At 60.3% G+C, this 23,647-nt stretch carries 20 protein-coding genes; 6 read left to right on the forward strand and 14 right to left on the reverse strand.

The window, feature by feature from the left end; all coding sequences use genetic code 11:
• Positions 1-22: 22 nt before the first annotated feature.
• Genes ubiB through ubiE form a run of 3 tightly spaced genes read right to left on the reverse strand, consistent with a single transcriptional unit; the run spans position 23 to position 3,017 of the window.
• Positions 23-1,627, reverse strand: coding sequence for a ubiquinone biosynthesis regulatory protein kinase UbiB (gene ubiB / locus ASE98_RS17605; protein WP_060542603.1), 1,605 nt, complete (start codon positions 1,625-1,627; stop codon positions 23-25).
• On the reverse strand, positions 1,624-2,247 hold the full coding sequence (locus ASE98_RS17610; RefSeq protein WP_060542604.1) for a ubiquinone biosynthesis accessory factor UbiJ: 624 nt from the start codon (positions 2,245-2,247) through the stop codon (positions 1,624-1,626). The genes ubiB and ASE98_RS17610 overlap by 4 nt, the downstream gene beginning before the upstream one ends.
• Positions 2,247-3,017, reverse strand: a complete 771-nt coding sequence (ubiE, locus tag ASE98_RS17615; RefSeq protein ID WP_060542605.1) for a bifunctional demethylmenaquinone methyltransferase/2-methoxy-6-polyprenyl-1,4-benzoquinol methylase UbiE — start codon at positions 3,015-3,017, stop codon at positions 2,247-2,249. Before ubiE ends, ASE98_RS17610 begins: the two co-directional genes overlap by 1 nt.
• A gap of 154 nt (positions 3,018-3,171) precedes the next feature.
• Here ubiE and ASE98_RS17620 point away from each other — a divergent pair, with 154 nt between their 5' ends.
• From ASE98_RS17620 to ASE98_RS17630, 3 genes are all read left to right on the forward strand, one after another.
• Positions 3,172-3,447 carry a polyhydroxyalkanoic acid system family protein gene (locus tag ASE98_RS17620; RefSeq protein WP_060542606.1) on the forward strand — a complete coding sequence of 92 codons (276 nt, stop codon included), beginning with the start codon at positions 3,172-3,174 and terminating at the stop codon, positions 3,445-3,447.
• Positions 3,448-3,690: 243 nt separating this feature from the next.
• Complete coding sequence (locus ASE98_RS17625; RefSeq protein WP_060542607.1) at positions 3,691-4,113, forward strand: phasin family protein; 423 nt, start codon at positions 3,691-3,693, stop codon at positions 4,111-4,113.
• Between the two features lie 10 nt (positions 4,114-4,123).
• A complete protein-coding gene (locus ASE98_RS17630; protein ID WP_060542608.1) occupies positions 4,124-4,912 on the forward strand; it encodes a phasin family protein in 789 nt (262 codons plus the stop codon).
• A gap of 186 nt (positions 4,913-5,098) precedes the next feature.
• On the opposite strand, the gene ASE98_RS17635 is transcribed toward ASE98_RS17630, so the two are convergent.
• The 10 genes from ASE98_RS17635 to ASE98_RS17680 form a co-directional block, all read right to left on the reverse strand.
• Positions 5,099-5,719: a TetR/AcrR family transcriptional regulator gene (locus ASE98_RS17635; RefSeq protein ID WP_060542609.1), complete on the reverse strand. Its 621-nt coding sequence runs from the start codon at positions 5,717-5,719 to the stop codon at positions 5,099-5,101.
• Between the two features lie 27 nt (positions 5,720-5,746).
• Positions 5,747-7,429 carry a class II poly(R)-hydroxyalkanoic acid synthase gene (gene phaC, locus ASE98_RS17640; protein WP_060542610.1) on the reverse strand — a complete coding sequence of 561 codons (1,683 nt, stop codon included), beginning with the start codon at positions 7,427-7,429 and terminating at the stop codon, positions 5,747-5,749.
• A 127-nt stretch (positions 7,430-7,556) separates the two neighbouring features.
• The gene (gene phaZ, locus ASE98_RS17645) at positions 7,557-8,411 is read right to left on the reverse strand and encodes a poly(3-hydroxyalkanoate) depolymerase (RefSeq protein WP_060542611.1); all 855 of its coding nucleotides are present in this window, start codon (positions 8,409-8,411) and stop codon (positions 7,557-7,559) included.
• Between the two features lie 156 nt (positions 8,412-8,567).
• A complete protein-coding gene (gene phaC, locus ASE98_RS17650) occupies positions 8,568-10,247 on the reverse strand; it encodes a class II poly(R)-hydroxyalkanoic acid synthase (protein WP_060542612.1) in 1,680 nt (559 codons plus the stop codon).
• A 257-nt stretch (positions 10,248-10,504) separates the two neighbouring features.
• Positions 10,505-10,882: a gamma-butyrobetaine hydroxylase-like domain-containing protein gene (locus ASE98_RS17655; RefSeq protein WP_060542613.1), complete on the reverse strand. Its 378-nt coding sequence runs from the start codon at positions 10,880-10,882 to the stop codon at positions 10,505-10,507.
• Between the two features lie 114 nt (positions 10,883-10,996).
• Positions 10,997-12,334: an HslU--HslV peptidase ATPase subunit gene (gene hslU / locus ASE98_RS17660; RefSeq protein WP_060542614.1), complete on the reverse strand. Its 1,338-nt coding sequence runs from the start codon at positions 12,332-12,334 to the stop codon at positions 10,997-10,999.
• A 55-nt stretch (positions 12,335-12,389) separates the two neighbouring features.
• Positions 12,390-12,920, reverse strand: coding sequence for an ATP-dependent protease subunit HslV (gene hslV / locus ASE98_RS17665; RefSeq protein WP_007975582.1), 531 nt, complete (start codon positions 12,918-12,920; stop codon positions 12,390-12,392).
• 372 nt (positions 12,921-13,292) lie between these two features.
• Positions 13,293-13,997, reverse strand: coding sequence for an SPOR domain-containing protein (locus ASE98_RS17670; protein ID WP_060542615.1), 705 nt, complete (start codon positions 13,995-13,997; stop codon positions 13,293-13,295).
• A gap of 1 nt (position 13,998) precedes the next feature.
• Positions 13,999-15,735, reverse strand: coding sequence for an arginine--tRNA ligase (gene argS / locus ASE98_RS17675; protein WP_060542616.1), 1,737 nt, complete (start codon positions 15,733-15,735; stop codon positions 13,999-14,001).
• Between the two features lie 235 nt (positions 15,736-15,970).
• On the reverse strand, positions 15,971-18,190 hold the full coding sequence (locus ASE98_RS17680; RefSeq protein ID WP_060542617.1) for a primosomal protein N': 2,220 nt from the start codon (positions 18,188-18,190) through the stop codon (positions 15,971-15,973).
• 281 nt (positions 18,191-18,471) lie between these two features.
• Between ASE98_RS17680 and rpmE the strand changes: the two genes are divergently transcribed.
• From rpmE to ASE98_RS17695, 3 genes are all read left to right on the forward strand, one after another.
• Positions 18,472-18,690 carry a 50S ribosomal protein L31 gene (gene rpmE / locus ASE98_RS17685; RefSeq protein WP_008047849.1) on the forward strand — a complete coding sequence of 73 codons (219 nt, stop codon included), beginning with the start codon at positions 18,472-18,474 and terminating at the stop codon, positions 18,688-18,690.
• A 35-nt stretch (positions 18,691-18,725) separates the two neighbouring features.
• The gene (locus ASE98_RS17690) at positions 18,726-19,514 is read left to right on the forward strand and encodes a thermonuclease family protein (protein ID WP_060542935.1); all 789 of its coding nucleotides are present in this window, start codon (positions 18,726-18,728) and stop codon (positions 19,512-19,514) included.
• Positions 19,515-19,697: 183 nt separating this feature from the next.
• Complete coding sequence (locus ASE98_RS17695; RefSeq protein WP_060542618.1) at positions 19,698-20,966, forward strand: malic enzyme-like NAD(P)-binding protein; 1,269 nt, start codon at positions 19,698-19,700, stop codon at positions 20,964-20,966.
• Between the two features lie 238 nt (positions 20,967-21,204).
• Here the strand turns inward: ASE98_RS17695 and ASE98_RS17700 are convergent, their stop codons facing one another.
• Positions 21,205-23,643 carry a penicillin-binding protein 1A gene (locus ASE98_RS17700; RefSeq protein WP_442962710.1) on the reverse strand — a complete coding sequence of 813 codons (2,439 nt, stop codon included), beginning with the start codon at positions 23,641-23,643 and terminating at the stop codon, positions 21,205-21,207.
• Positions 23,644-23,647: the final 4 nt, after the last annotated feature.

Raw genomic sequence — 23,647 nt, forward strand, 5'->3', positions numbered from 1 at the left:
TGCCAGTGCGCAGCACAACTGGCTATCGGCGTACGACCAGATACAAACCGACAGCCATCATGATGCCCGCCGGCCAGTAGGCCAGATCGTTCAACGGCCCGCCTGCGGCGAGGACCGCGCCACCGGCCAGATGGGCCGTGCCGAGCAGGCGCAGGAACCAGTCGTCGTGGCGACGGTGCCACGGTGGTGGCGGGTCGTAGGCGTGGGGCTGGGACATACGTTCGAGCAGGTCGCGGGCCATGTTGGCCAAGTGCGGGATCTGTTCGAACTGGCTCTGCACATTGCCCAGTAGAGCTTTGGGGCTGACCCGCTCGCGCATCCAGCGTTCGAGGAACGGTTGCGCGGTGTTCCACAGATCGAGGTCCGGGTACAGCTGGCGGCCCAGGCCTTCGATGTTCAACAGGGTTTTCTGCAAGAGCACCAGCTGCGGTTGCACTTCCATGTTGAAGCGCCGCGCGGTCTGGAACAGGCGCATCAGCACTTGGCCGAAGGAAATATCTTTTAACGGTTTTTCGAAGATCGGTTCGCACACCGTACGGATCGCGGCTTCGAACTCGTTGAGTTTGGTTTCCGCTGGCACCCAGCCCGAATCGATGTGCAGCTGTGCCACGCGGCGATAATCGCGCTTGAAGAAAGCGAACAGGTTACGCGCCAGATAATCCTGGTCCTCCGGCGTGAGGCTGCCAACGATGCCGCAGTCGATCGCAATGTATTGCGGGCTCCACGGGTTCACGGTGCTAACGAAGATGTTGCCGGGATGCATGTCGGCGTGGAAGAAACTGTCGCGAAACACCTGGGTGAAGAAAATCTCCACGCCGCGCTCTGCGAGCATTTTCATGTCGGTGCGCTGGTCGGCGAGGGTGGCCAGATCGGTGACCTGGATGCCGTAGATACGCTCCATCACCAGTACTTTCGGCCGGCACCAGTCCCAATAGACTTGTGGTACGTACAGCAGCGGCGAGCCTTCGAAGTTGCGCTTCAACTGGCTGGCGTTGGCCGCCTCGCGCAGCAGGTCGAGTTCGTCGTAGATGGTTTTTTCGTAGTCCTGAACCACGTCGACCGGATGCAGCAGGCGCGCATCGGCGGAAAGTTTCTCAGCGGCGCGAGCGAGAATGAATAGCCACGCCAGGTCCTGGGCGATCACCGGTTTGAGGCCCGGGCGGATCACCTTGACCACCACTTCTTCGCCGGTTTTCAACTGCGCGGCGTGCACTTGTGCCACCGAGGCCGAGGCCAGCGGTTCGACGTCGAAACGGCTGAACACTTCACTGATTTTCTTGCCGAGCTGTTCTTCGATCAGCTTGACCGACACCTGCGAGTCGAACGGCGGCACGCGGTCCTGCAGCTTCATCAGCTCATCGGCAATATCCTCGGGCAGCAGGTCGCGGCGAGTGGAAAGAATCTGCCCGAACTTGATGAAAATCGGCCCCAGGTCCTGCAGTGCCAGGCGCAGGCGCGCGCCACGGCTCAGGTCCAGAGTCTTGCGCGGGAACCAGCGCCACGGCAGCGCATACCGCAACGCCCGTAAAAACCAGGGCAGCGGCAGGGCGAACAGCAGGTCATCGAGACGGTAACGGATCACAACGCGCTGGATGCGCAACAAACGGCGGACGGCAAGCAGCTTCATGCGTTATCGCTTGGGTCGAGGGATCGGGAAAGGCGCTCGAAGCGCGCCTCAAGTCGTTCCAGATCGAGTTTGATCCGGTCCAGTTCACTGAAGCGGGCCTCGGCTTCGCGCTGACCGACGAGGGTGCGCGATTCTTCGGCCAGGTAATCACCCAGGTTCTGGTTCAGGCTGGCGAACCCTTGCTGATACCAGCGGGCGCGGCTGCGCAGGTGGCCGCCGACCAGTTGCGTGGCGACCGGCCCCAGCCAGCGCGAGAGTTCGTACTCCCAGTCCAGCTCAAGGTCCTGAAGGATCGCCGCCAGTTCCAGCAGCACGCCGCTGTCACCGTCCAGTTCGACTTCCGGGGCGTGCAGCACCGCAGTCTTGTCCTTGCTTATCGCCAGTTTCAACAGGCTTGAGGCCGGTGCACGCAAGGTGCAATCGGCGCCGGTTTCCCACTGGGAGGCGAGCATCAGGCCTTCATCGCTGGGCAGGATGAACAGTTGCAGCGCCGGGCTGCGGCAGTCGACGGCTATTACCTTGCCGCTCAAATGCGCCAACCGCGGCAGCGCCGTGCTGTCGAGGCGCAGCACCCGGTTCAGGCCGGGTTCAACGCTGGCGAGCAGGCCGGCGAGCAGCATCAGGGCTTGATGCCGCGGTGCAGGGCAACGATGCCTGCGGTCATGTTGTGATAGGTCACGCGGTCGAAACCGGCCTCGACCATCATCGACTTCAGGGTTTCCTGGTTCGGGTGCATGCGGATCGATTCGGCCAGGTAGCGATAGCTTTCCGAGTCGTTGGTGATCAGCTTGCCCATCAGCGGCATGAAGGCGAACGAGTAAGCGTCGTAGGCCTTGGACATCAGCGCGTTGGTCGGCTTGGAGAACTCCAGAACCAGCAGGCGGCCGCCTGGCTTGAGCACGCGCAGCATCGAGCGCAGGGCGTCTTCCTTGTGGGTCACGTTGCGCAGGCCGAAGGCGATGGTCACGCAGTCGAAATGGTTGTCCGGGAACGGCAGTTTTTCCGCGTCGGCCTGGACGAACTCGACGTTGCCGGCCACACCCAGATCCAGCAGGCGGTCACGACCGACCTTGAGCATGGATTCGTTGATGTCGGCCAGTACGACCTGGCCGGTCGGGCCTACCAGATGCGAGAACTTTTTGGTCAGGTCACCGGTGCCGCCGGCGATGTCGAGTACGCGGTTACCGCTGCGCACGCCGGACAGTTCGATTGCAAAACGCTTCCAAAGACGGTGCATGCCGCCCGACAGAAGGTCATTCATCAAGTCGTACTTGGCGGCTACCGAGTGGAAAACCTCGGCGACTTTTTCCGCTTTCTGGCTTTCCGGAACGTTTTTGAAGCCGAAGTGAGTGGTGGGTTCGGCATCGCTGCCTTTGCGCTGATCAGTCATATCGCTGTCACCAGAAGAGAATGCGCGCCATTCTAATCCCCAAGGCATGCTTTGTCTTGGAATGGCTAAAGGTAAGATAGGCAATCGCCGGGACGATTTGACGCAGCGCGGGTCAAATGTCCTGACCAAGCATTCATAAAGCAGGAGTCATTCAATGGCCCGAATTAGTGTTGAACGTGCCCACGGCCTGGGTAAGGAAGCGGCGCGCGAGAAGGCCGACCAACTGGCACAGAAACTCTCCGATCAGTATGGCCTGGAGCCGCAGTGGTCAGGCGATACCCTGAACCTCAAGCGCTCCGGGGTCAAAGGAGCGGTGCATGTCAGTGAAGATTCGATCAAGGTCGATGTCGAGCTGGGCCTGATGATGTCGGCCATGAGTGGTATGATCAAATCGGAAATCGAAAAGGCGCTGGATAAAGCCCTGGTCTGATTTGCGGCTGTAATGAGATCCCTTGTGGGAGCGGGCTTGCTCGCGAAGGCGGTGTGTCAGTGAGATTTTTATCAACTGACCCACCGCCTTCGCGAGCAAGCCCGCTCCCACATTTGTTTTGGGGTGCCGCCAGAGATTTATGTCGGTTGTTAGGGTGCCGTTTCTAATTTTTCTCCCTACTTTGTGCCAGAGCCCGACACCTATCCGGGCAGTTCCTCAAACCTTTTGCGCGTGAGGTGCACCATGGCCAAAGTTATTCTGAAGAAAAAAATCGACGCATCGACCAGCGCTCTGGGCGACGTCAAATCCTACGCCCGCAAGATCTGGCTGGCAGGGCTGGGTGCCTACGCCAAGGTCGGCCAAGAGGGCGGCGAATACTTTCAAGAGCTGGTCAAGTCCGGTCAAGCTGTTGAAAAGAAAGGCAAAAAAGTAGTCGCTGAGAAAATCGAAGCGGCCAATAGCGAGATCGACGAAGCCAAGAGCGAAGTCAGCACTTTCAAAGGCAAGGTTGAAGTTCAGCTCGACCGCGTCGAGAAGGCCTTTGACACGCGTGTCGCAAGTACCTTGAATCGTATCGGTATTGCGTCTAAACATGACGTTGAGACACTCTCTGCCAAGCTCGATGAGCTGACGGCATTGCTCGAACGCGTCGCGCGTAAATCTTAAGGAGAACGGGATGGCTGTTAAAAAGAACACCGAGAAAGAAGGCAGCTCGTGGATCGGGAAAGTCGAAGACTACTCCCGTAAGATCTGGCTGGCTGGCTTGGGTGTGTACTCGAAGATCGACACTGACGGCAGCAAACTCTTCGATGCATTGGTAAAAGACGGCGAGAAAGCCGAGAAGCTCACCAAAAACGCTGTTGGCAAAAAAGTCGACGCCGCCAAGGATTCCGCTTCTTCCGCCAAGTCGCGTATCAGCGACGTGAAAGATCGTGCCCTGGGCAAATGGGATGAGCTGGAAGGTGCTTTCGACAAGCGTCTGAACAGCGCCATTTCGCGTCTGGGCGTACCAAGCCGCAATGAAGTCAAGGCTCTGCACAGCAAGGTTGATACCCTGACCAAGCAAATCGAAAAACTGACCGGTGCCAAGGTTGCGCCTGTTGCGGCCAAAACCGCGGCAGCCAAGCCAGCAGCTAAAACCGCTGCCAAGCCACTGACCAAGGCGGCTGCCAAGCCTGCGGCGAAAACTGCCGCTGCCAAACCTGCTGCAGCCAAAGCAGCGGCCAAGCCGGCCGCCGCCAAGCCAGCGGCTAAAACTGCAGCAGCCAAACCTGCAGCCAAACCGGCCGCAAAAAAACCTGCAGTGAAGAAGCCGGCAGCTCCGAAGGCCGCCGCAGCAAAACCAGCAGTGCCTGCCGCCAAGCCGGCAGCACCAGTCAGCGCATCGAACTCCGCTACCGCGCCGACCCCTGCTGTGACCCCGACTGTCGCGCCAGCTCCATCGACGCCAACCAGTCAGTCCTGATTCTTCAGGGCTCAAGAAAACGCCCGGCCTGCGAAGGTCGGGCGTTTTTTTATGCGTCGCATATCCCCTGTAGGAGCGAGCATGCTCGCGATGGTCGTCAACGATAACGCGGGCTTCCTGAATGCCTGCGGCGCCCTCAGGTTTTTCGCGAGCAGGCTCGCTCCTACAGGGACTGCATTGTCAGAGTTATCCGTGCTCGTCGAGATACTGCATCGCCATCTGCTCAGTCGCAGCCTTGAGCGACGGCAAAAGGTGTGGTGCCACCAGCATCATCACTTGATAAACCACCAGTCGCACTTCACCTTCGCGATCGAGAATTCGCTGATAGTCCAGGGAAAACAGCAGCGTCATGGTGGTCTGCTCCACCAGCTGTCCCAGCGCCTGGGTATCGCTGACCACCAGCCCCCGAGCCTGCAATCGCGCGAGCAACGACGCCATGGTGCGCTTGAGTGCATTGAGCAGATTACGAATGCCCTTGGCCAGTTTCGGCAGGCGTCCGGCGAGGTTGGACAGGTCCTGGAACAGAAACCGGTAGTGCGCCAGGCGTTCTACGATCAGGTGCAGGAACAGCCAGTAATCCTCTGGCGCCAGCTCGACATCGGCCGGTGGATCGAGCAGCGGTGAAAGCTCGCTCTGAAAGCGTTCGAACAGCGCAAGAATCAGCGGTTCCTTGCCGTGGAAGTGGTAGTACAGGTTGCCCGGGCTGATGCCCATTTCGTTGGCAACTTCCATGGTCGAGACGTTCGGTTCACCCTTCTGGTTGAACAACTGCAAGGCACATTCGAGAATCCGGTCGCGGGTTTTCATCCAGTCTTCTTAATGGTTCGTTTAGCGTCAGCGTACGCGCACGTAAGTACCGGGCGCCGCCTCCATCGGTGGATAATTCTGATTGCCGAGAGCCATGTGGGTTTCTTTCTTCGCGCCGGAGCGCTCCTGAATCCAGAGCAGCCATTGAGTCCACCAGCTGCCATCGACATGCTTGGCCTCGTAGTACCAGGCCCGTGGATCGCTGCTCAGTTTGCCGTTTTCGACGTAGTTGGCCTTCGGGTTGCCCGGCGGATTGAGAATGCTCTGCACATGACCGCTGTTGGACAGGACAAAGCGCCGCTCCCCACCCAGCAGCAGGGCGGAGCGGTACACCGCGTCCCACGGCGTGATGTGATCGTTGATGCCGGCCACGCTGAAGCTGTCGACATTTACCTTTTGCAAGTCGATTGGTGTACCGCAGACTTCCAGCCCGCCGGGGTGAGTCAGCGGGTTGTGCTTGAAGAAGTCCAGCAGGTCGCCATGCAGGGCGGCCGGCAGGCGCGTGTTGTCGTTGTTCCAGTAGAGGATGTCGAACGCTGGCGGCTCCTTGCCCAACAGGTAGTTGTTGACGAAGTAGCTCCAGATCAGATCGTTGGGGCGCATCCAGGCGAAAATCCTGGCCATGTCGCGCCCGTCCAGCACGCCCTTCTGATACGAGCGGCGCTTGGCGGCTTCAAGGGTCTGTTCATCGGCAAAGAGCGCTGCCGGACTGTCCATCTGGCTGTCCAGCAGGCTCACCAGATAGGTTGCGCTGGACACCCGCCGAAGCTGACGCTTGGCCTGCAGGTGGCCCTGCAACGCGGCAATGGTCAGCCCGCCGGCACAGGCGCCCATCAAGTTGACCTCGCGCGCACCGGTGATCGCCCGGCAGACATTCATGGCTTCTTCCACGGCTGCAACGTAGGTCGACAGCCCCCACTCGCGGTGACGCACATCCGGGTTGCGCCAACTGATCATGAAGGTTTGCAAACCGTTTTTCAGTGCGTACTGGACGAAGCTGTTATGGGGGCTCAGATCGAATATGTAGTATTTGTTGATCTGCGGCGGCACCACCAGCAGCGGTTTGGAATACTGCTTTTCGCTCATCGGCTTGTACTGGATCAACTCCAGCAATTCGTTGCGAAACACCACGGCACCCGTGGTGGTGGCGACGGTCCTGCCGACCTCGAATGCCTGCTTGGTGACTTGCCTGGGCAGGCCGTCGTTGTGCAGAAGATCGTCGATCAGATGGCTGATGCCGCGGACCAGGCTGTTGCCGCCGGAGTTGAAGATCTCCTTGATCGCCAGCGGATTGAGCAGGCTGTTTGACGGCGACACCGCGTCGTTGAGCAAGGTAAAAACGAAGTGAGCCCGGGCGCGATCATCCGTGCTCATGTTGCTCTCGTCGATCCAGGTTTTGGTCTGTTTCTGCCAGCTGAGGTAGGCCTGCAGACTGCGACGGTAAAACGGGTTGAGGCTCCATGCCGGGTCGGCGAAACGAGCGTCATGCGGATTGGTCGGGTGCAGGGTATCCCCCAGCAGCACGCGGCCAAGCTGACCACCGAGTTTCAAGGCATGTCGGGCGCTGTGCAGCGGATTGCGTACGCCGTAGGCGGCAACGCTGCGCAGGGTCGATAACAGATCCCGCCCACTCAGGCCGCTAATCGCACTTTGTGCATTGATAAACACGGCGGGAGTGGGTAGGGAATCCCTCGCTGGTTTCTCGCGCATGAATCAACACTCCTTCGTCTTCAGGCCAAACAAAACACCGAACCAGAACAAACATAGACACTGTAATGGGTTGTTGCGCGGCGCGGCGTCCTGCCAATGTCTTTGCGCAAGCAAAAGCCAGGCCGGTTTAGCCGCCCAATGGCGCCGGATGCGGATGCATTACCGCACGCTGGCGCTCCTCCTCAAGGAATTTCATGATGATCGGCGCCACTGCTTCGGCCCGGGTAATCAGGAACAGGTGTCCGTCGTCGATGATGTGCAACTGGGCGTTGGGAATTCGCCAGGCCAGCAGGCGCATGTTGATCAGCGGAATCAGTGGATCGTCATCCCCTGCCAGCACCAGGGTCGGCTGGTTGATTTTGTGCAGCCAGTGAACGCTGGTCCAGCCGAAGCCGGCAAACAGCTGCCAGTAGTAGCCGAGCTTGCCCGCCGAACGGACCTTTGCCGCGTGATTGGCTGCCAGGGTCGGATCGCGACGGAACGAGCCGCCATAGATCAGCGGTGCAATGCGGATAACGTGGGAGGGCTGGATGTAGCGTCGAGGGCTGGCCATCATCCACAGCACTTTCGGCTTGCCCGGCACCATCACTGCGCCCGCCGCTGTCGCAGCCAGTACCAGTTTCTTGCAGCGCTCGGGATAGTCATAGGCGAACTGCTGGGCGAGGGCGCCTCCCCAGGAAACGCCGATTACATTGACTTGTCCGTAGTCGAGATAATCGAGCATGCGTGCCGTGAGCTTGGCCAGTCCGGGAAAGCGATATGGCCGACTCGGCGTCGATGAACCGCCGACACCGGGGACATCGAAGGCGATGACTTCCAGGTCCGGGTCCAGGGCCGCGATGAACGGAAATACCAGCTCCAGGTTGGCGCCGATGCCGTTGAAAATCAGCAGGGGCGTCAAATGAGGCTTGCCGGGGCGTACCGCGGTGCGGAGCGTCTGGCCATCCAGATCGACGGTACGGAATATAAAGGGTTGCGGCATGCTTCAGGCCTTGTGAGTCGCAGTTTCGAATTCTGCCTCGATCCCCTGTGGGAGCGGGCTTGCCCGCGAAGGCGTCAGGTCAGTCGACATTGATGTTGATGATCCATAGCTTTCGCGAGCAAGCCCGCTCCCACAAAGGGGGGCGGGGTGTGTCTGTTACCGCTCGTGTACGTAAGTGCCCGGTGCAGCTTCGCCTGCCGAATAAGCCTTGTTGCCCAGTTTCAGTGGAGCCTTTTTCAGGTTGCCCGAGCGCTCGCCCAGCCATGCGTGCCAGTGCAGCCACCAGGAGTCGGTGTGTTTGGTCGACTCTTCCTGCCAGTCATCGGCATTGACGGGCATTTCAGTGCTGGTCATGTAGCGCGACTTCGGATTGCCTGGCGGGTTGAGGATGCTCTGGATGTGGCCGCTGCTGGACAGTACGAATTCAACCTTGCCGCCGAACAGTTGTGCCGACTTGTAGCACGAGCGCCACGGGGTGATGTGGTCGCTGGTACCGGCCAGGGAAAACACATCGACCGTGACCTGCTTGAGATCGATCGGCGTGCCGCACACTTCCAGTGCATTAGGTCGAATCAGCGGGTTGTTCTTGAACATTTCGATCAGGTCGCCGTGGAACGCGGCCGGCAAGCGGGTGGTGTCGTTGTTCCAGAACAGGATGTCGAATACCGGAGGCTCGTTACCCAACAGGTAGTTGTTGACCCAGTAGTTCCAGATCAGGTCGTTGGGGCGCATCCAGGCGAAAACTTTCGCCATGTCACGGCCTTCAAGAACGCCGGCCTGGTAGGACTGGCGCTTGGCGGATTCGAGGGTTTGCTCGTCGACAAACAGGGCCACGTCGCTGTCCAGGGTGGTGTCGAGCACACTGACCAGCAGAGTCAGGGAGTTGACCTTCTTTTCACCGAGCGCCGCGTAATGACCCAGCAGCGCGGTGCAGGTGATGCCGCCGGAGCAGGCGCCGAGCATGTTGATGTCTTTACTGCCGGTGATTGCGCTAATCACGTCGACCGCTTCCTTGAGCGCCTCGATGTAGGTCGAGAGGCCCCACTCGCGTTGCGCCTTGGTCGGGTTGCGCCAGCTGACGATAAAGGTCTGTACGTTGCTGCGCAGGCAGAAGCGCGCCAGGCTTTTTTCCGGACTCAGGTCGAAAACATAGAACTTGTTGATCTGCGGTGGTACCACCAGCAACGGCCGTTCATGGACCTGCTCGGTGGTCGGTTTGTACTGGATCAACTCCAGTACGTCATTGCGGAACACCACCGCACCTTCGGTCACAGCCAGGGTCTTGCCTACCTCGAATGCGCCCATGTTGACCTGGCTCGGCATGCCGCCGTTGTGTACCAGATCCTTGGCCAGATGCGAAAGGCCGTCGAGCAGGCTTTTGCCGCCGGTTTCGAAGAAGCGTTTGACCGCAGCCGGGTTGGCGGCGGTGTTGGTCGGAGCCATGGCCTCGGTCATGAGGTTGATCACGAAGTGCCCGCGACTGACGTCACCGGCAGGCAGGTTGCTTTCATCGATCCACTGGTGGAGCTCCTTGCGCCACGCCAGGTAAGTCTGCAGATAACGTTTGTAGAGCGGGTTCTGGCTCCAGGCCGGATCGTTGAAGCGACGGTCATCGCTCGACGGGTTCAGCTGGGATTTGCCCAACAATACGTTCTTGAGCTCCAGGCCGAAATGGGCAACATGCCGGGCGCTGTGAATCGGTTGTTTGATGGCCTGCCTGAGCACCATGCGAGCAGAAGCCAGTAGATCCTTTCCACGTAATCCAACGACTGGATTCAAACCCAGGGTGTTTTCCGAGGCTTGGTATTTCAAGTCATCGTTATTCTTGTCACTCATCTACGACGCTCCATTGTCCTGAGACCAGTACCGGGTCCTGCTGTGTACTCACACAGCTAATGCCAGGTACTCCCGCCCAGGTGACCGTTAATACTGCATCGCTGCTTTTCAGTTCAGAGATCACTGCAGGGAACTTGCCAGTTCCATTGGTTACCCGAGTTTTATTTTTTTCGCAAGCAGGCCGATCTGTGGCGCTGGAGCCGAGCATTCAAACAGATGAAATTAGAAAATGCCTTCTAAAGAACGACAGGCTCGGATTAGAGCATCAGCTTGACCACGGACTGGTCCGGATCGCGGGTTTTTCCGGCCGCTTTGAGCTCGCCAAGATAATCGTCCCAGAGTGCGTCATAACGTCGCGCCAATTCGTACAGGTATTCCCAGGTGAACAAGCCGCTGTCGTGACCGTCGTCGAATGTCAGTTTCAGTGCGTACTGACCGGCCGGTTCTATCTTGGTGAGAGCGACGTTGATTTTGCCGAATTGCAGGATGGGGTTGCCGTGGCCCTGGACCTCGGCGGAAGGCGAGTGCACGCGCAGGAATTCGGCAGGCAGGGTGTACTCCTCGCCGGACGCGTATTTCAGCGACAGGGTTTTCGAGGCTTTGTGCAGTTTGATGTCGGTGGGGAGTTGGGTCATGACCAAATGTCCGTTTGTATGCGTGGCCTGACCTTGTAGGAGCCGGCTGGCTGGCGATGGCGATCTGAGGTGCGCCATCGCCAGCAAGCCGGCTCCTACAAGGAATCACATGACCTACAGGATATAACGGGACAGGTCTTCGTTCTGCGCCAATTCGCCCAGGTGGCTGTTGACGTAGTCGGCGTCGATCTGGATGACCTTGCCGTCATGGCTGCTGGCCAGATCGCCGGCACTGAACGACACCTCTTCGAGCAGGCGCTCGAGCAGGGTGTGCAGGCGGCGGGCACCGATGTTTTCGGTCTTTTCGTTGACCTGCCAGGCGATCTCGGCGATACGCTTGATCCCGCTCGGCTGGAACTCGATGCCCAGGCCTTCGGTTTTCAGCAGAGCGCAATATTGCTCGGTGAGCGATGCGTGCGGCTCGCTGAGGATGCGTTCGAAGTCTTCCGGCGACAGCGCCTTGAGCTCCACGCGAATCGGCAGACGACCTTGCAGTTCGGGCACCAGGTCGCTCGGTTTGCTCAGGTGGAACGCACCGGAAGCGATGAACAGGATGTGGTCGGTCTTGACCATGCCCAGCTTGGTGTTGACGGTGCAGCCTTCGATCAACGGCAGCAGGTCGCGCTGCACACCTTCGCGGGACACGTCGACGCCACCGGAATTGCCGCGCTTGGCGACCTTGTCGATTTCGTCGATGAACACGATGCCGTGCTGCTCGACCGCTTCCAGAGCCTTGGCCTTCAACTCTTCATCGTTGACCAGACGGCTGGCTTCTTCGTCGCGCACCAGTTTCAACGCTTCTTTGACCTTGAGCTTGCGAGCTTTCTTTTTGCCCTTGCCCATATTGGCGAACAGGCTTTGCAACTGGTTGGTCATTTCTTCCATGCCCGGAGGCGCGGAGATATCGACGCCGGCCATTTCGGCGACTTCGATTTCAATCTCCTTGTCATCCAGCTGACCTTCACGCAGGCGCTTGCGGAACAGCTGGCGGGTGTTGGAGTCGGCAGTCGGGGTGTCGTCGTTGCTGAAACCCATGCGCGGCGGAGGAAGCAGTGCATCGAGGATGCGTTCTTCGGCGGCGTCTTCGGCGCGGTGGCGGACCTTGACGATTTCCTGTTCGCGCAGGAGTTTGATGGCGGCATCGGCGAGGTCGCGGATGATCGATTCGACATCGCGGCCAACATAGCCGACTTCGGTGAACTTGGTCGCTTCAACCTTGATGAACGGCGCATTGGCCAGCTTGGCCAGGCGACGGGCGATTTCGGTTTTGCCGACGCCGGTCGGGCCGATCATCAGGATGTTCTTGGGCGTCACTTCAACGCGCAACTCTTCGGGCAGCTGCATCCGGCGCCAGCGATTGCGCAGGGCAATGGCGACGGCGCGCTTGGCATCGTCCTGGCCGATGATATGGCGATTGAGTTCGTGGACGATTTCGCGGGGAGTCATGGACATAATATTTGGCGGACCTCAAGCAAGAATGAGCCGTGGCGCGATGGCCTGCACGGGCTTACTCGGCGCAGTCCTGCTCCTCAATGGTCTGGGTGTGGTTGGTGAATACACAGATGTCGCCGGCGATGCCGAGGGCGGTTTCGACGATTTCCCGGGCAGACAGGTCGGTTTTTTTCAACAGCGCGCTGGCAGCGGCTTGAGCGTAGGCGCCACCGGAACCCATGGCGATCAGGCCGTCTTCGGGCTCAACCACATCGCCGTTACCGGTGATGATCAGGGACGCATCTTTGTTTGCAACCGCGAGCATGGCTTCCAGGCGGCTCAGGGAGCGGTCGGTGCGCCATTCTTTGGCGAGTTCGACAGCGGCGCGAACCAGATGGCCCTGGTGTTTTTCCAGCTGGCCTTCAAAGCGCTCGAAGAGGGTAAAGGCGTCAGCTGTAGCGCCGGCAAAACCGGCGATGACCTGACCGTGATACAGGCGCCGAACTTTTTTCGCGTTGCCTTTCATCACGGTGTTGCCAAGGGAAACCTGGCCGTCGCCGCCCATGACGACTTTGCCGTGGCGGCGAACTGAAACGATGGTGGTCAAGGGAAGAGTCTCCACGCAGCGGGGCGAAAATGCCTTATGCCCATTCATATGGGGGTGGTGGAGTGGATTTCAACTGAGAGAAGCGATGGGGGACGAATGGCGTGCACTAATTGTGGCGAGGGGGCTTGCTGTGGTGAGGGGGCTTGCCTGTGGTGAGGGGGCTTGCCTGTGGTGAGGGGGCTTGCCCCCGTTCGGTCGCGCAGCGGCCGCAAAATCAGTATCCCGGATTTGCCTGAGGCAACGCGGTGTAGGGGTTTTGGGGGCGCTTCGCACCCCAGCGGGGGCAAGCCCCCTCGCCACAGGGGTTTTGGGGGCGCTTCGCACCCCAACGGGGGCAAGCCCCTCGCCACAGGGTTTGGGGGCGAGCTCTACTCAGCGGTTCTGGCGTTGTTGTAACAACAGATTGCTGAACCCGGCGCCGGCCAGTTGCTTCTGGGCTGTGGTCAGTTGTTCGCGGTTGCTGAACGGACCGACCAGAACGCGATACCAGGTTTCGTCTTTCACGGTGCCGGACTCGACCGCCACAGCCTGGCCGAGCAGGATGATCTGCGCACGAACCTTGTCTGCGTCAGCCTCTTTGCGGAACGAGCCCGCCTGCAGGAAGAACCTGGTCACCGGCGCAGCCTTGACCGGCGGCGCTGGCGGCGGCGTGATACCGGCCAGGGCTGCCTGCGCGCGGGCGGTATCGATCTTCGCTGCTTCCGCCGGGGTGACCGGCGTCGTCGGAATCGCCGGCACTTGTGGCGTCGGCAGGGTTTTTTCCGGCACGGCGTCCGGCGGCACGATGACTTCCGATTCCGGCAGCAAGGTGTAGAAGTCGTACTTCGGCTTCACCGGTTGCGTCGGGCTCGGCGGCGTCTTGTTGGCCTCGGCGATCTTGGCTTTCTGCTGTTGCTCGACCTTTTCGCGTTTGACCGTGTCACTGCCTTTGCCGGGCTCCAGCTTCATCAGGAACACGATGAACGCGCCGACCGTCAGGCCGATGGCCATCCACAGCCAGCCCGGGATCGGCTGCTTTGCTGGAGCTTGGTAACGGCTGGCGCCACGCTTGGGTGCAGGTTTTTTCTTGGCAGCCAACTTACATACGCTCCAGAGTTTCCAGGCCCAAGAGTTCCAGGCCTTGCTTGAGAGTGCGGCCGGTCAGCGCGGCGAGGCGCAGGCGGCTCTGCATTTGTGCCGGGGTGTCGGCGGCGAGGATCGGGCAGTTCTCGTAGAAACTGGAGAACAGGCCGGCGACATCGTACAGGTAGGTGCAGAGGGTGTGCGGCGTGCCTTTTTCCGACACATTGTTCAGCACTTCGCCAAACTGCGCGAGTTTCGCTGCCAGTTCATGCTCGTGCGGCGCCTCCAGAACGATCTGGCCTTCGACTTCGCTGAATTCCTTGCCGAGTTTGCGGAATACGCCAGCCACGCGGGTGTAGGCATACAGCAGATACGGCGCGGTATTGCCTTCGAAGTTCAGCATCAGATCGAAGTTGAAGCTGTAGTCGCTGGTGCGGTGCTTGGACAGGTCGGCGTATTTCACCGCACCGATGCCCACGACCTTGGCGATGTTGCGCAGGTCGGCCTCGGCCAGCTCCGGGTTCTTGTCCTTCACCAGGATGTAGGCGCGCTCCTGGGCTTCGGTCAGCAGGTCGATCAGCTTCACGGTGCCGCCGTCACGGGTCTTGAACGGACGGCCATCGGCGCCGTTCATCGTGCCGAAGCCCATGTGTTCCATTTCCATCGGATGGGTCACGAAGCCGGCCTTGCGCGCCACGGCGAACACTTGCTGGAAGTGCAGGGCCTGACGCTGGTCGACGAAATACAGCGCGCGATCAGCCTTGAGCTTGCCGCTGCGGTAGCGCACGGCGGCCAGGTCGGTGGTGGCGTACAGGTAGCCGCCATCGGCCTTGACGATGATGACAGGCAGCGGGTCGCCATCGGCATTTTTGAATTCGTCGAGGAACACGCATTGGGCGCCGTTACTCTCGACCAGCATGCCGGCGGCCTTGAGGTCATTGACCACGTTGATCAGGTCGTCGTTGTAGGCGCTTTCGCCCATCACGTCGGCCATGGTCAGTTTGACGTTGAGCAGTTCGTAGATCTTCTGGCAGTGGGACAGCGAGATGTCCTTGAACTTGGTCCACAGGGCCAGGCAGTCGGCATCGCCGGCCTGCAGCTTGACCACCAGGCCACGGGCGCGGTCGGCGAACTCTTCGGATTCGTCGAAGCGTTGCTTGGCGGCACGGTAGAAGTTTTCCAGGTCCGACAGTTCGTCGCTGGTGATCGGGTTTTCCTGCAGGTAGGCCATCAGCATGCCGAACTGGGTGCCCCAGTCGCCGACGTGGTTCTGACGGATCACTTCGTCGCCGAGGAATTCCAGGACACGTGCCACGCCGTCGCCGATGATGGTTGAGCGCAAGTGGCCGACGTGCATCTCTTTGGCCAGGTTCGGTGCCGACAGGTCAACCACCGTACGCTGCACCGGAGCGGCCTTGCGCACACCAATGCGCTCGTCGGCCAGGGCCGCGTCCAGGCGCGAAGCCAGGGCCTGGGTGTTCTGGAAGAAGTTCAGGAAGCCGGGACCTGCGATTTCGGTCTTGCTGACGTTTTCGTCTGCCGGCAACGCGGCGATGATTTTCTCGGCCAGGTCGCGTGGCTTCATGCCCGCAGGCTTGGCCAGCATCATCGCGATGTTGCTGGCGAAGTCGCCGTTCTTCTTGTCACGAGAGTTTTCCACCTGGATCGCCGGCGACAGGCCTTCAGGCAACACACCTTCGTTGACGAGTTGGGTGATGGCTTGTTGGATCAGCTGGCGAATGGTGTCTTTCATGGTCTTCTCTTTCGACCGCTGGCGCGGCGGCGCATCGTGCGCTGGTGGAAAAACTGGGCATTATCCGTTGCGAAGACGGGCTTGCCAACCTTAGCAGGCTGCTTATGGATGTGTGGTGACAAATAGACCGCTTTTGCGAGCAAGCCCGCTCCCACAAGGGTGGTGATATGACGCAGAACATGTGAACGCCGCGGGTCCTGTGGGAGCGGGTTTGCTCGCGAAAGCGATCCGCCAATCAATACAGATCCACGGGATCGACATCCAGAGACCAACGCACCGCCCGTCCGCTCGGCATCTGCTCCAGCACCAGCAACCAACTGGCCAGCAACCGATGCAACGGCGCCCGAGCCGTGGCCTGCAACAATAGTTGCGCCCGATATCGCCCGGCCCGGCGTTCCATCGGCGCCGGCACCGGCCCCAGAAGTTCAATTCCGGTCAGGTTCTGTTCGGCCAGCAAGCGTTCGGCTTCGCTGCACGCCTCATCAAGAAATCCTTCCGCCTGCCCCGGTTTATGAGCTTCGGCCCGCAGCAGCGCCAGGTGCGCAAACGGTGGCAAACCCGCCGCACGACGTTCGCTCAAGGCCTGTTCGGCAAAGGCGAAATAGCCTTGCTCGGTCAATTGCACCAGCAACGGATGATCAGCCAGGTGCGTCTGGATGATCACCTTGCCGGGCTCTTCGGCGCGGCCAGCGCGGCCGGCGACCTGGACGATCAGCTGCGCCATGCGCTCGCTGGCGCGGAAATCACCGGAGAACAAGCCGCCATCAGCGTCGAGGATCGAGACCAGCGTTACCCGTGGAAAGTGGTGTCCTTTGGCAAGCATTTGCGTGCCGATCAGAATGCACGGCTGGCCTTTCTGAATGGTCGCGAACAACTGGTTCATTGCGTCCTTGCGCGACGTGCTGTCGCGGTCTACCCGCAGCACCGGATAATCCGGGAACAGAATCGCCAGGCGCTCTTCGGCTCGTTCAGTGCCGGCACCTACCGGGCGCAAGTCGACCTTGTTGCATTTAGGGCACTGGCGCGGCACGCGTTCGACGTAGCCGCAATGGTGACAACGCAGTTCCCCGTAACGTTGATGCACGGTCATGCGCGCGTCGCAGCGCTGGCATTCGGACATCCAGCCGCAGTCATGACACAGCAGGGTTGGCGCAAAGCCCCGGCGGTTGAGGAAAACCAGTACTTGCTGACCGGCTGCAAGGGTCTGGCCGATGGCCTGTTGCATCGGCCCGGAAATGCCGCTGTCCAGCGGGCGACTTTTTACGTCCAGGCGCAGGAATCGCGGCTGCTTGGCGCCACCGGCACGTTCGTTCAGCCGTAACAGCCCATAGCGACCGGTGTAGGCGTTGTGCAGGCTTTCCAGCGAGGGTGTGGCGGACCCGAGGACAATCGGAATGTTTTCCTGCCGCGCTCTGACCAGTGCAAGGTCACGGGCGTGATAACGCAGGCCTTCCTGCTGCTTATAAGAGCCATCGTGCTCTTCGTCGATGATGATCAGCCCGGGGTTCTTCATTGGCGTGAACAGCGCCGAGCGGGTGCCGATGATGATGTCGGCCTCGCCGTCCCGGGCGGCAAGCCAGGCCTCAAGGCGCTCACGATCATTGACCGCCGAGTGGATCAGGGCGATGCGTGCATTGAAGCGTTGTTCGAAGCGCGCCAGGGTCTGCGGCCCTAGGTTGATTTCCGGGATCAGCACCAAGGCCTGCTTGCCGGCTTCCAGGCTTTCGCGGATCAGTTGCAAATACACTTCGGTCTTGCCGCTGCCGGTGACGCCGGCCAGCAGGAAGGCGTGATAGCTGTCGAAGCCGGCGCGAATCGCTTCATACGCGGCCTGCTGTTCGGGGTTGAGCGGCAGCTCGGGTTGCGCCAGCCAGTGTTCGTGGCGAGCACCAGGGGCGTGCCGGCGAATTTCGACCTGCACCAGATCCTTGGCCAGCAGCAGATCGAGGCTGTCCTTGCTCAGCATCAATTTGCTCAGTAACTGATGGGCGACGCCGTGGGGATGCTGCGCGAGTGTCGCCAGGGCTTCGCGCTGGCGCGGGGCGCGGGCGATGCGCGGGTCATCGAGGCTGGCGCCGGGCGCGGCGGACCAGAAGCGTTCCTGGCGTGCTTCGGCCAGTTCGCCCTGACGCAGTAGCACCGGCAACGCCCAGCTCAGGGTGTCGCCAAGGCTGTGCTGATAATACTGCGAGGTCCACAGGCACAGTTTGAACAGCGCCGGCGGCAGTGGCGGCGTGGCGTCGAGCAGGGCCAGGGCCGGCTTGAGTTTTTCTGCGGGTACTTCACTGGTGTCGGTGACTTCCACCAGGATTCCGATCATTTCCCGTCGACCGAACGGCACTCGCAGGCGCATGCCGGGGTGCAACTGGGCGCGCAGCACCCCGACCGGCGCGCGATAGTCGAACAGGCGGCGCAGAGGCGAAGGCAGGGCGAGGCGCAAAATGGCGTCGGGCACGCGGGGATCTCGATAGGCGGAACAAACAGCAGGGCTATGACCTGTGGGAGCGGGCTTGCTCGCGAAGACGGAGTGTCAGTCAGCATTCAAGTCGTCTGACACACCGCTTTCGCGAGCAAGCCCGCTCCCACAGGGGCGGCGATTTGGTCGGGAGCCTAGCAGACGACCGGTTTGAGGGACAGCTTGCGTGATTGGCATTGTCTGGTAGAATCCGCGGCCTAATTACGTGCGGTATTCAACAATAGTGTTGGGTGGCGGCACGCTAGCCCGAGGAAGACACCATGAAAGCTGATATCCATCCAGAATACCCAGCAGTTGCTGTTACCTGCAGCTGCGGCAACAAGTTCGAAACCCGTTCGACCTTCGGCAAAGCCCTGGCGATCGACGTTTGCAACGAATGCCACCCGTTCTACACCGGTAAGCAGAAGACTCTGGACACTGGCGGCCGCGTTCAGCGCTTCGCCGACCGTTTCGGTGCATTCGGTGCGAAAAAGGCCTAAGGCCGATCAACTTGGGAAGCCGTTACGGTTTTTCCTTGCTGATGAAAAAGGCGCCCCTGGTGGGCGCCTTTTTTATGTCCGCGATTTGGCTATCAACGGCCCAGGCCTTCTGCCCGGCGCCCAGTGGTTTGGCCTCGGTCGCGGTAGAACGCGTGACAGACGGCGACACCTTGCGCCTGATCGATGGCCGCAGCGTGCGCTTGATCGGCTTGAATACCCCGGAGCTGGGCAAAAAAGGGCGTAGCGACGAACCCTTCGCCGTGGCCGCGCGCAAGCGCCTCGAAGCGCTGGTGGCGGCGAGCGATGGACGGGTCCAATTGTTGCCCGGTAAAGAAAGCAAAGATCACTACGGCCGTACCCTGGCCCATGTCTACGGTGCCGATGGAGCCAACTTCGAAGCGCAAATGCTCGCCGAGGGCCTGGGTTTTCAAGTCGCGGTCGCACCGAATGTCGATCTGGTCGTCTGTCAGCAAGAGGCGGAACGCAGCGCCCGTCAGGCCGGGCTCGGCGTGTGGGGCCAGTCACCTGTGCTGAAAGCGGATCAGATCAACGCTCCCGGCTTTGCCGTGCTCAGCGGTCGTGTGAGCAAGGTTCAACGCAATCGCGGCGGGTTTTGGATCGAGTTGCAGGATTCAGTTGTATTGCACGTTGCCCCCAATTGGCTGGCGCGGTTCGATGAAAAATCTCTGGAAGGGTTGAAAGGCAGGCAAGTCGAGGCTCGCGGCTGGGTGCTGGACCGTTCGCGACGTGGAGGGCGAAAGGAAGGGCAGGCGCGCTGGATGTTGCAATTGACCGACCCGGCGATGCTTCAGGCAACGCAATGATAAAAAATTGTAGACATTTTTTCTTTCGATTGTGAACACTGTATCCCTTGTGTTCCGTGGCTCTTGGGCCAAAGTCGTAGAGCAGGGCGCTTGACAGGGGTGACCGGTCAGTCTTGTGGGGACTTTGCGAGGCGCGTATCCTCGCTGACCAGTCTGTCCCACAGTAAAAAGCGGAATGCCAAAATGTCTGATCTGAAAACTGCCGCTCTCGAATATCATGCCAATCCTCGTCCAGGGAAGCTGAGTGTCGAGCTCACCAAGGCCACTGCTACCGCCCGCGACCTGTCGCTGGCCTACAGCCCGGGCGTAGCCGAACCAGTGCGCGAGATCGCCCGCGATCCTGAACTGGCCTACAAGTACACCGGCAAAGGCAACCTGGTTGCAGTTATTTCCGATGGCACCGCGATTCTCGGCCTGGGTAACCTCGGCCCATTGGCTTCCAAGCCAGTAATGGAAGGTAAAGGCGTACTGTTCAAACGCTTCGCCGGCATTGATGTTTTCGACATCGAAGTCGACTCCGAAAGCCCTCAAGCCTTCATCGACACCGTCAAGCGCATCTCCATCACCTTCGGCGGCATCAACCTGGAAGACATCAAGGCGCCTGAGTGCTTTGAGATCGAGCGCACCCTGATCGAACAGTGCGACATTCCGGTATTCCACGATGACCAGCACGGCACCGCCATCGTGACCGCCGCAGGCATGATCAACGCCCTGGAAATCGCCGGCAAAACCCTGGCGCAAGCCAAGATCGTCTGCCTGGGCGCCGGCGCCGCCGCTATCTCCTGCATGAAATTGCTGGTGAGCATGGGCGCCAACATCGAAAACATCTACATGGTTGACCGTACCGGCGTGATCCATTCCGGCCGTGACGACCTGAACCAGTACAAGGCCGTGTTCGCTCACGCGACTGACAAGCGCACCCTGGCTGACGCACTGCAAGGCGCGGACGTATTCGTCGGCCTGTCCGGCCCGAACCTGCTGAGCCCTGAGGGCCTGCTGTCGATGGCGGCCAACCCGATCGTGTTCGCGTGCTCCAACCCGGATCCGGAAATCTCCCCGGAACTGGCCCACGCCACGCGTAACGACGTGATCATGGCTACCGGCCGTTCGGACTACCCGAACCAGGTCAACAACGTACTGGGCTTCCCGTTCATCTTCCGTGGTGCCCTGGACGTTCGCGCCAAGCGCATCAACGAAGAAATGAAAGTGGCTGCTGCCAATGCCCTGCGCGAACTGGCCAAGCTGCCAGTGCCTCAGGAAGTGTGCGACGCCTACGGCGGCATCAAGCTGGAATTCGGTCGTGAGTACATCATTCCAAAACCAATGGATGCCCGTCTGATCACCCTGATCTCCGACGCTGTGGCCAAGGCTGCGATCGAAACCGGCGTGGCGACCCTGCCGTATCCGAAGAACTACCCGCTCAAAAGCGTGGATGATGTGTTCAACGGCTAAGTCGTTGTAGCGCTTCAACAAAAAGCCCCGGCTCGTGAGAGTCGGGGCTTTTTTGTGCCTGAAGGTTTTGTGTCGATAGTGACGGCCCCATCGCCAGCAGGCTAGCTCCCACCTTGAAATGCGATCCCCTGTGGGAGCTAGCCTGCTAGCGATAGGGCCAGTCCAGTCAGCACATAACCCATTGACAATAAAAAGCCCCGACTCTCACGAGCCGGGGCTTTTGCATTGCGCTACATGATCAGAACAAGTCGATCGGCGCCGCTTCGTCAGCCGGCAGCGGGCTGCCAGGAAGATTGCCGTTGCCCAGTTCGTCGGCTGACGGCGGGGTGTCTTCGGCCTTGAACAGCTCGAAGTAAGCACCTGGCGTGCCTGGAGTGGCCGCACGACCGCTGATCGGGTCTACGCGCAAGCTTAGAATGCCCTCCGGTTCCGGCTGGGTATGTGGCGGCTTGTCTTTGAGGGCCGCACCCATGTAGCTCATCCAGATCGGCAGCGCGACTGTACCGCCGAATTCCTTGCGGCCCAGACTCTCCGGCTGATCAAAGCCAGTCCAGACGGTGGTCACGTAATCGGCGTTATACCCGGAGAACCAGGCGTCCTTGGATTCGTTGGTGGTACCTGTCTTGCCGGCGAGGTCGCTGCGACCCAAGGCCAATGCCCGTCGACCGGTGCCGCGCTTGATCACGTCCTCGAGCATGCTGTTGAGGATGTACGTGGTGCGCCCATCGACGATACGTTCGGCCACCGCCGGTGTTTGTGGCGCTGGCGTAGTGCCCGGGGTTTCGGCCGGGGTCGCATTGACGGTGAAGGCTTCAGCGGCCGGTACGGCGATGCCGTCGGTGATGGTGCCGCCCTGAGGCACGCTTGGCGGGTTGGCGACGAACAGCGTGTCGCCATTGCGGCTTTCGATCTTGTCGATGATGTACGGGGTGATCTTGTAGCCGCCGTTGGCGAAGGTGCTCCAGCCGGTGGCGATTTCCATTGGCGTCAGGGTCGCGGTGCCCAGCGCCAGGGACAGGTTGGGCGGCAGGTCCTGCTTGTTGAAGCCAAAGCGAGTGATGTAGTCGATGGTTTTGCCAACGCCCATCGCCTGCAACAGGCGGATCGATACCAGGTTGCGCGACTTGTACAACGCTTCGCGCAGACGGATCGGGCCGAGGAAGGTGTTGGTGTCGTTCTTCGGACGCCAGACCTTGTCCAGGTACTCGTCGACGAATACGATCGGGGCATCGTTCACCAGGCTGGAGGCGGTGTATCCACTATCCAGCGCAGCGCTGTACACAAATGGCTTGAAGCTCGAACCCGGTTGGCGCTTGGCCTGCATTGCGCGGTTGTAGTTGCTCTGCTCGAAGGCGAAGCCGCCGACCAGTGAGCGAATGGCGCCGTTCTGCGGGTCCAGGGAAACCAGCGCGCCCTGGGCTTGCGGGATCTGGCTGAATTTCAGCGAGTTGTCCGCCTGGCGCTGCACGCGAATCAGGTCGCCGACCTGGGCCACATCCGCAGGCTGCTTCGGATTGGGGCCCATGCTGTTGGTGTTAAGGAACGGGCGGGCCCATTTCATGGTGTCCCAGCTGACATGTCCCTCACCGCCACGGGTCAGTACTTGCAGGCCGTTCTTGTCGACCTGAGTGACGATGGCCGGTTCCAGGCTGCTGATGGTGCGTTGCTTGGTCAGTTCGGTGGCCCAGGCTTCACGGGTCTTGCCCGGCAGGCGTGACTCGGGGCCTCGATAGCCGTGGCGCTGGTCATAGGTCATCAAGCCTTCATGGACCGCGGTGTTGGCCATCTCCTGCAGATCACTCGGTACCGTGGTGGTGACGCGAAAACCTTCGGTATATGCGTCGCTGCCGTACCGGCCGACCATTTCGGCCCGCGCCATTTCGGCGATGTAGGGCGCGTTCACTTCCGGGGTCGGCACGTGATAGCTGGCGTTCAGCGGCTCGTTGATCGCGGTGGTGTAGTCGGCCTCGCTGATTTTTCCGAGCTTGTACATGCGCCCCAGGATCCAGTCGCGACGCTCCTTGCTGCGCGCCGGATTGGCCAGCGGGTTGAAGCGCGACGGCGCCTTGGGCAGGCCGGCAATCATCGCCATCTGCGCCAGGCTGACGTCGCGGATCGACTTGCCGTAATAGACCTGCGCCGCTGCCTCGATACCGTAGGCACGGTTGCCCAGATAGATCTTGTTGACGTACAGCTCAAGGATTTCGTCCTTGGTCAGCTGTCGTTCGATCTGCAGGGCCAGAAGGATTTCAGTGGTTTTGCGCGAGAAGCTGCGTTCGCTGGTCAGGAAGAAGTTCTTCGCCACCTGCATGGTGATGGTGCTGCCGCCGGACTGGATGTGTCCGCTTTTTACCAGTTGGGTGGCGGCACGCATCAGGCTGCTGGGGTCTACGCCGTAGTGGTTGGCGAAATTGTCGTCTTCAGCACTTAGTAACGCATTAATGAAATTGGGGGGAATGTCGGCGAAACGGATCGGGGTTCGGCGCATTTCGCCAAACTCTGCAATCAACTTGTTATCGCTGCTGTACACCCGCAAAGGGATCTGCAACTGGATGCTTCGCAGCGCCTCCACCGATGGCAAACCAGGGCTAAGGTAGAGAAACGCCCCGCTCAGACCCAAGAGGAGTCCGCAGAAAACCGCGACGATGGACCAACCGAAAAACTTCAGCAGACGAATCAAG

The sequence above is a fragment of the Pseudomonas sp. Leaf48 genome (assembly GCF_001421885.1).
Lineage (GTDB): Bacteria > Pseudomonadota > Gammaproteobacteria > Pseudomonadales > Pseudomonadaceae > Aquipseudomonas.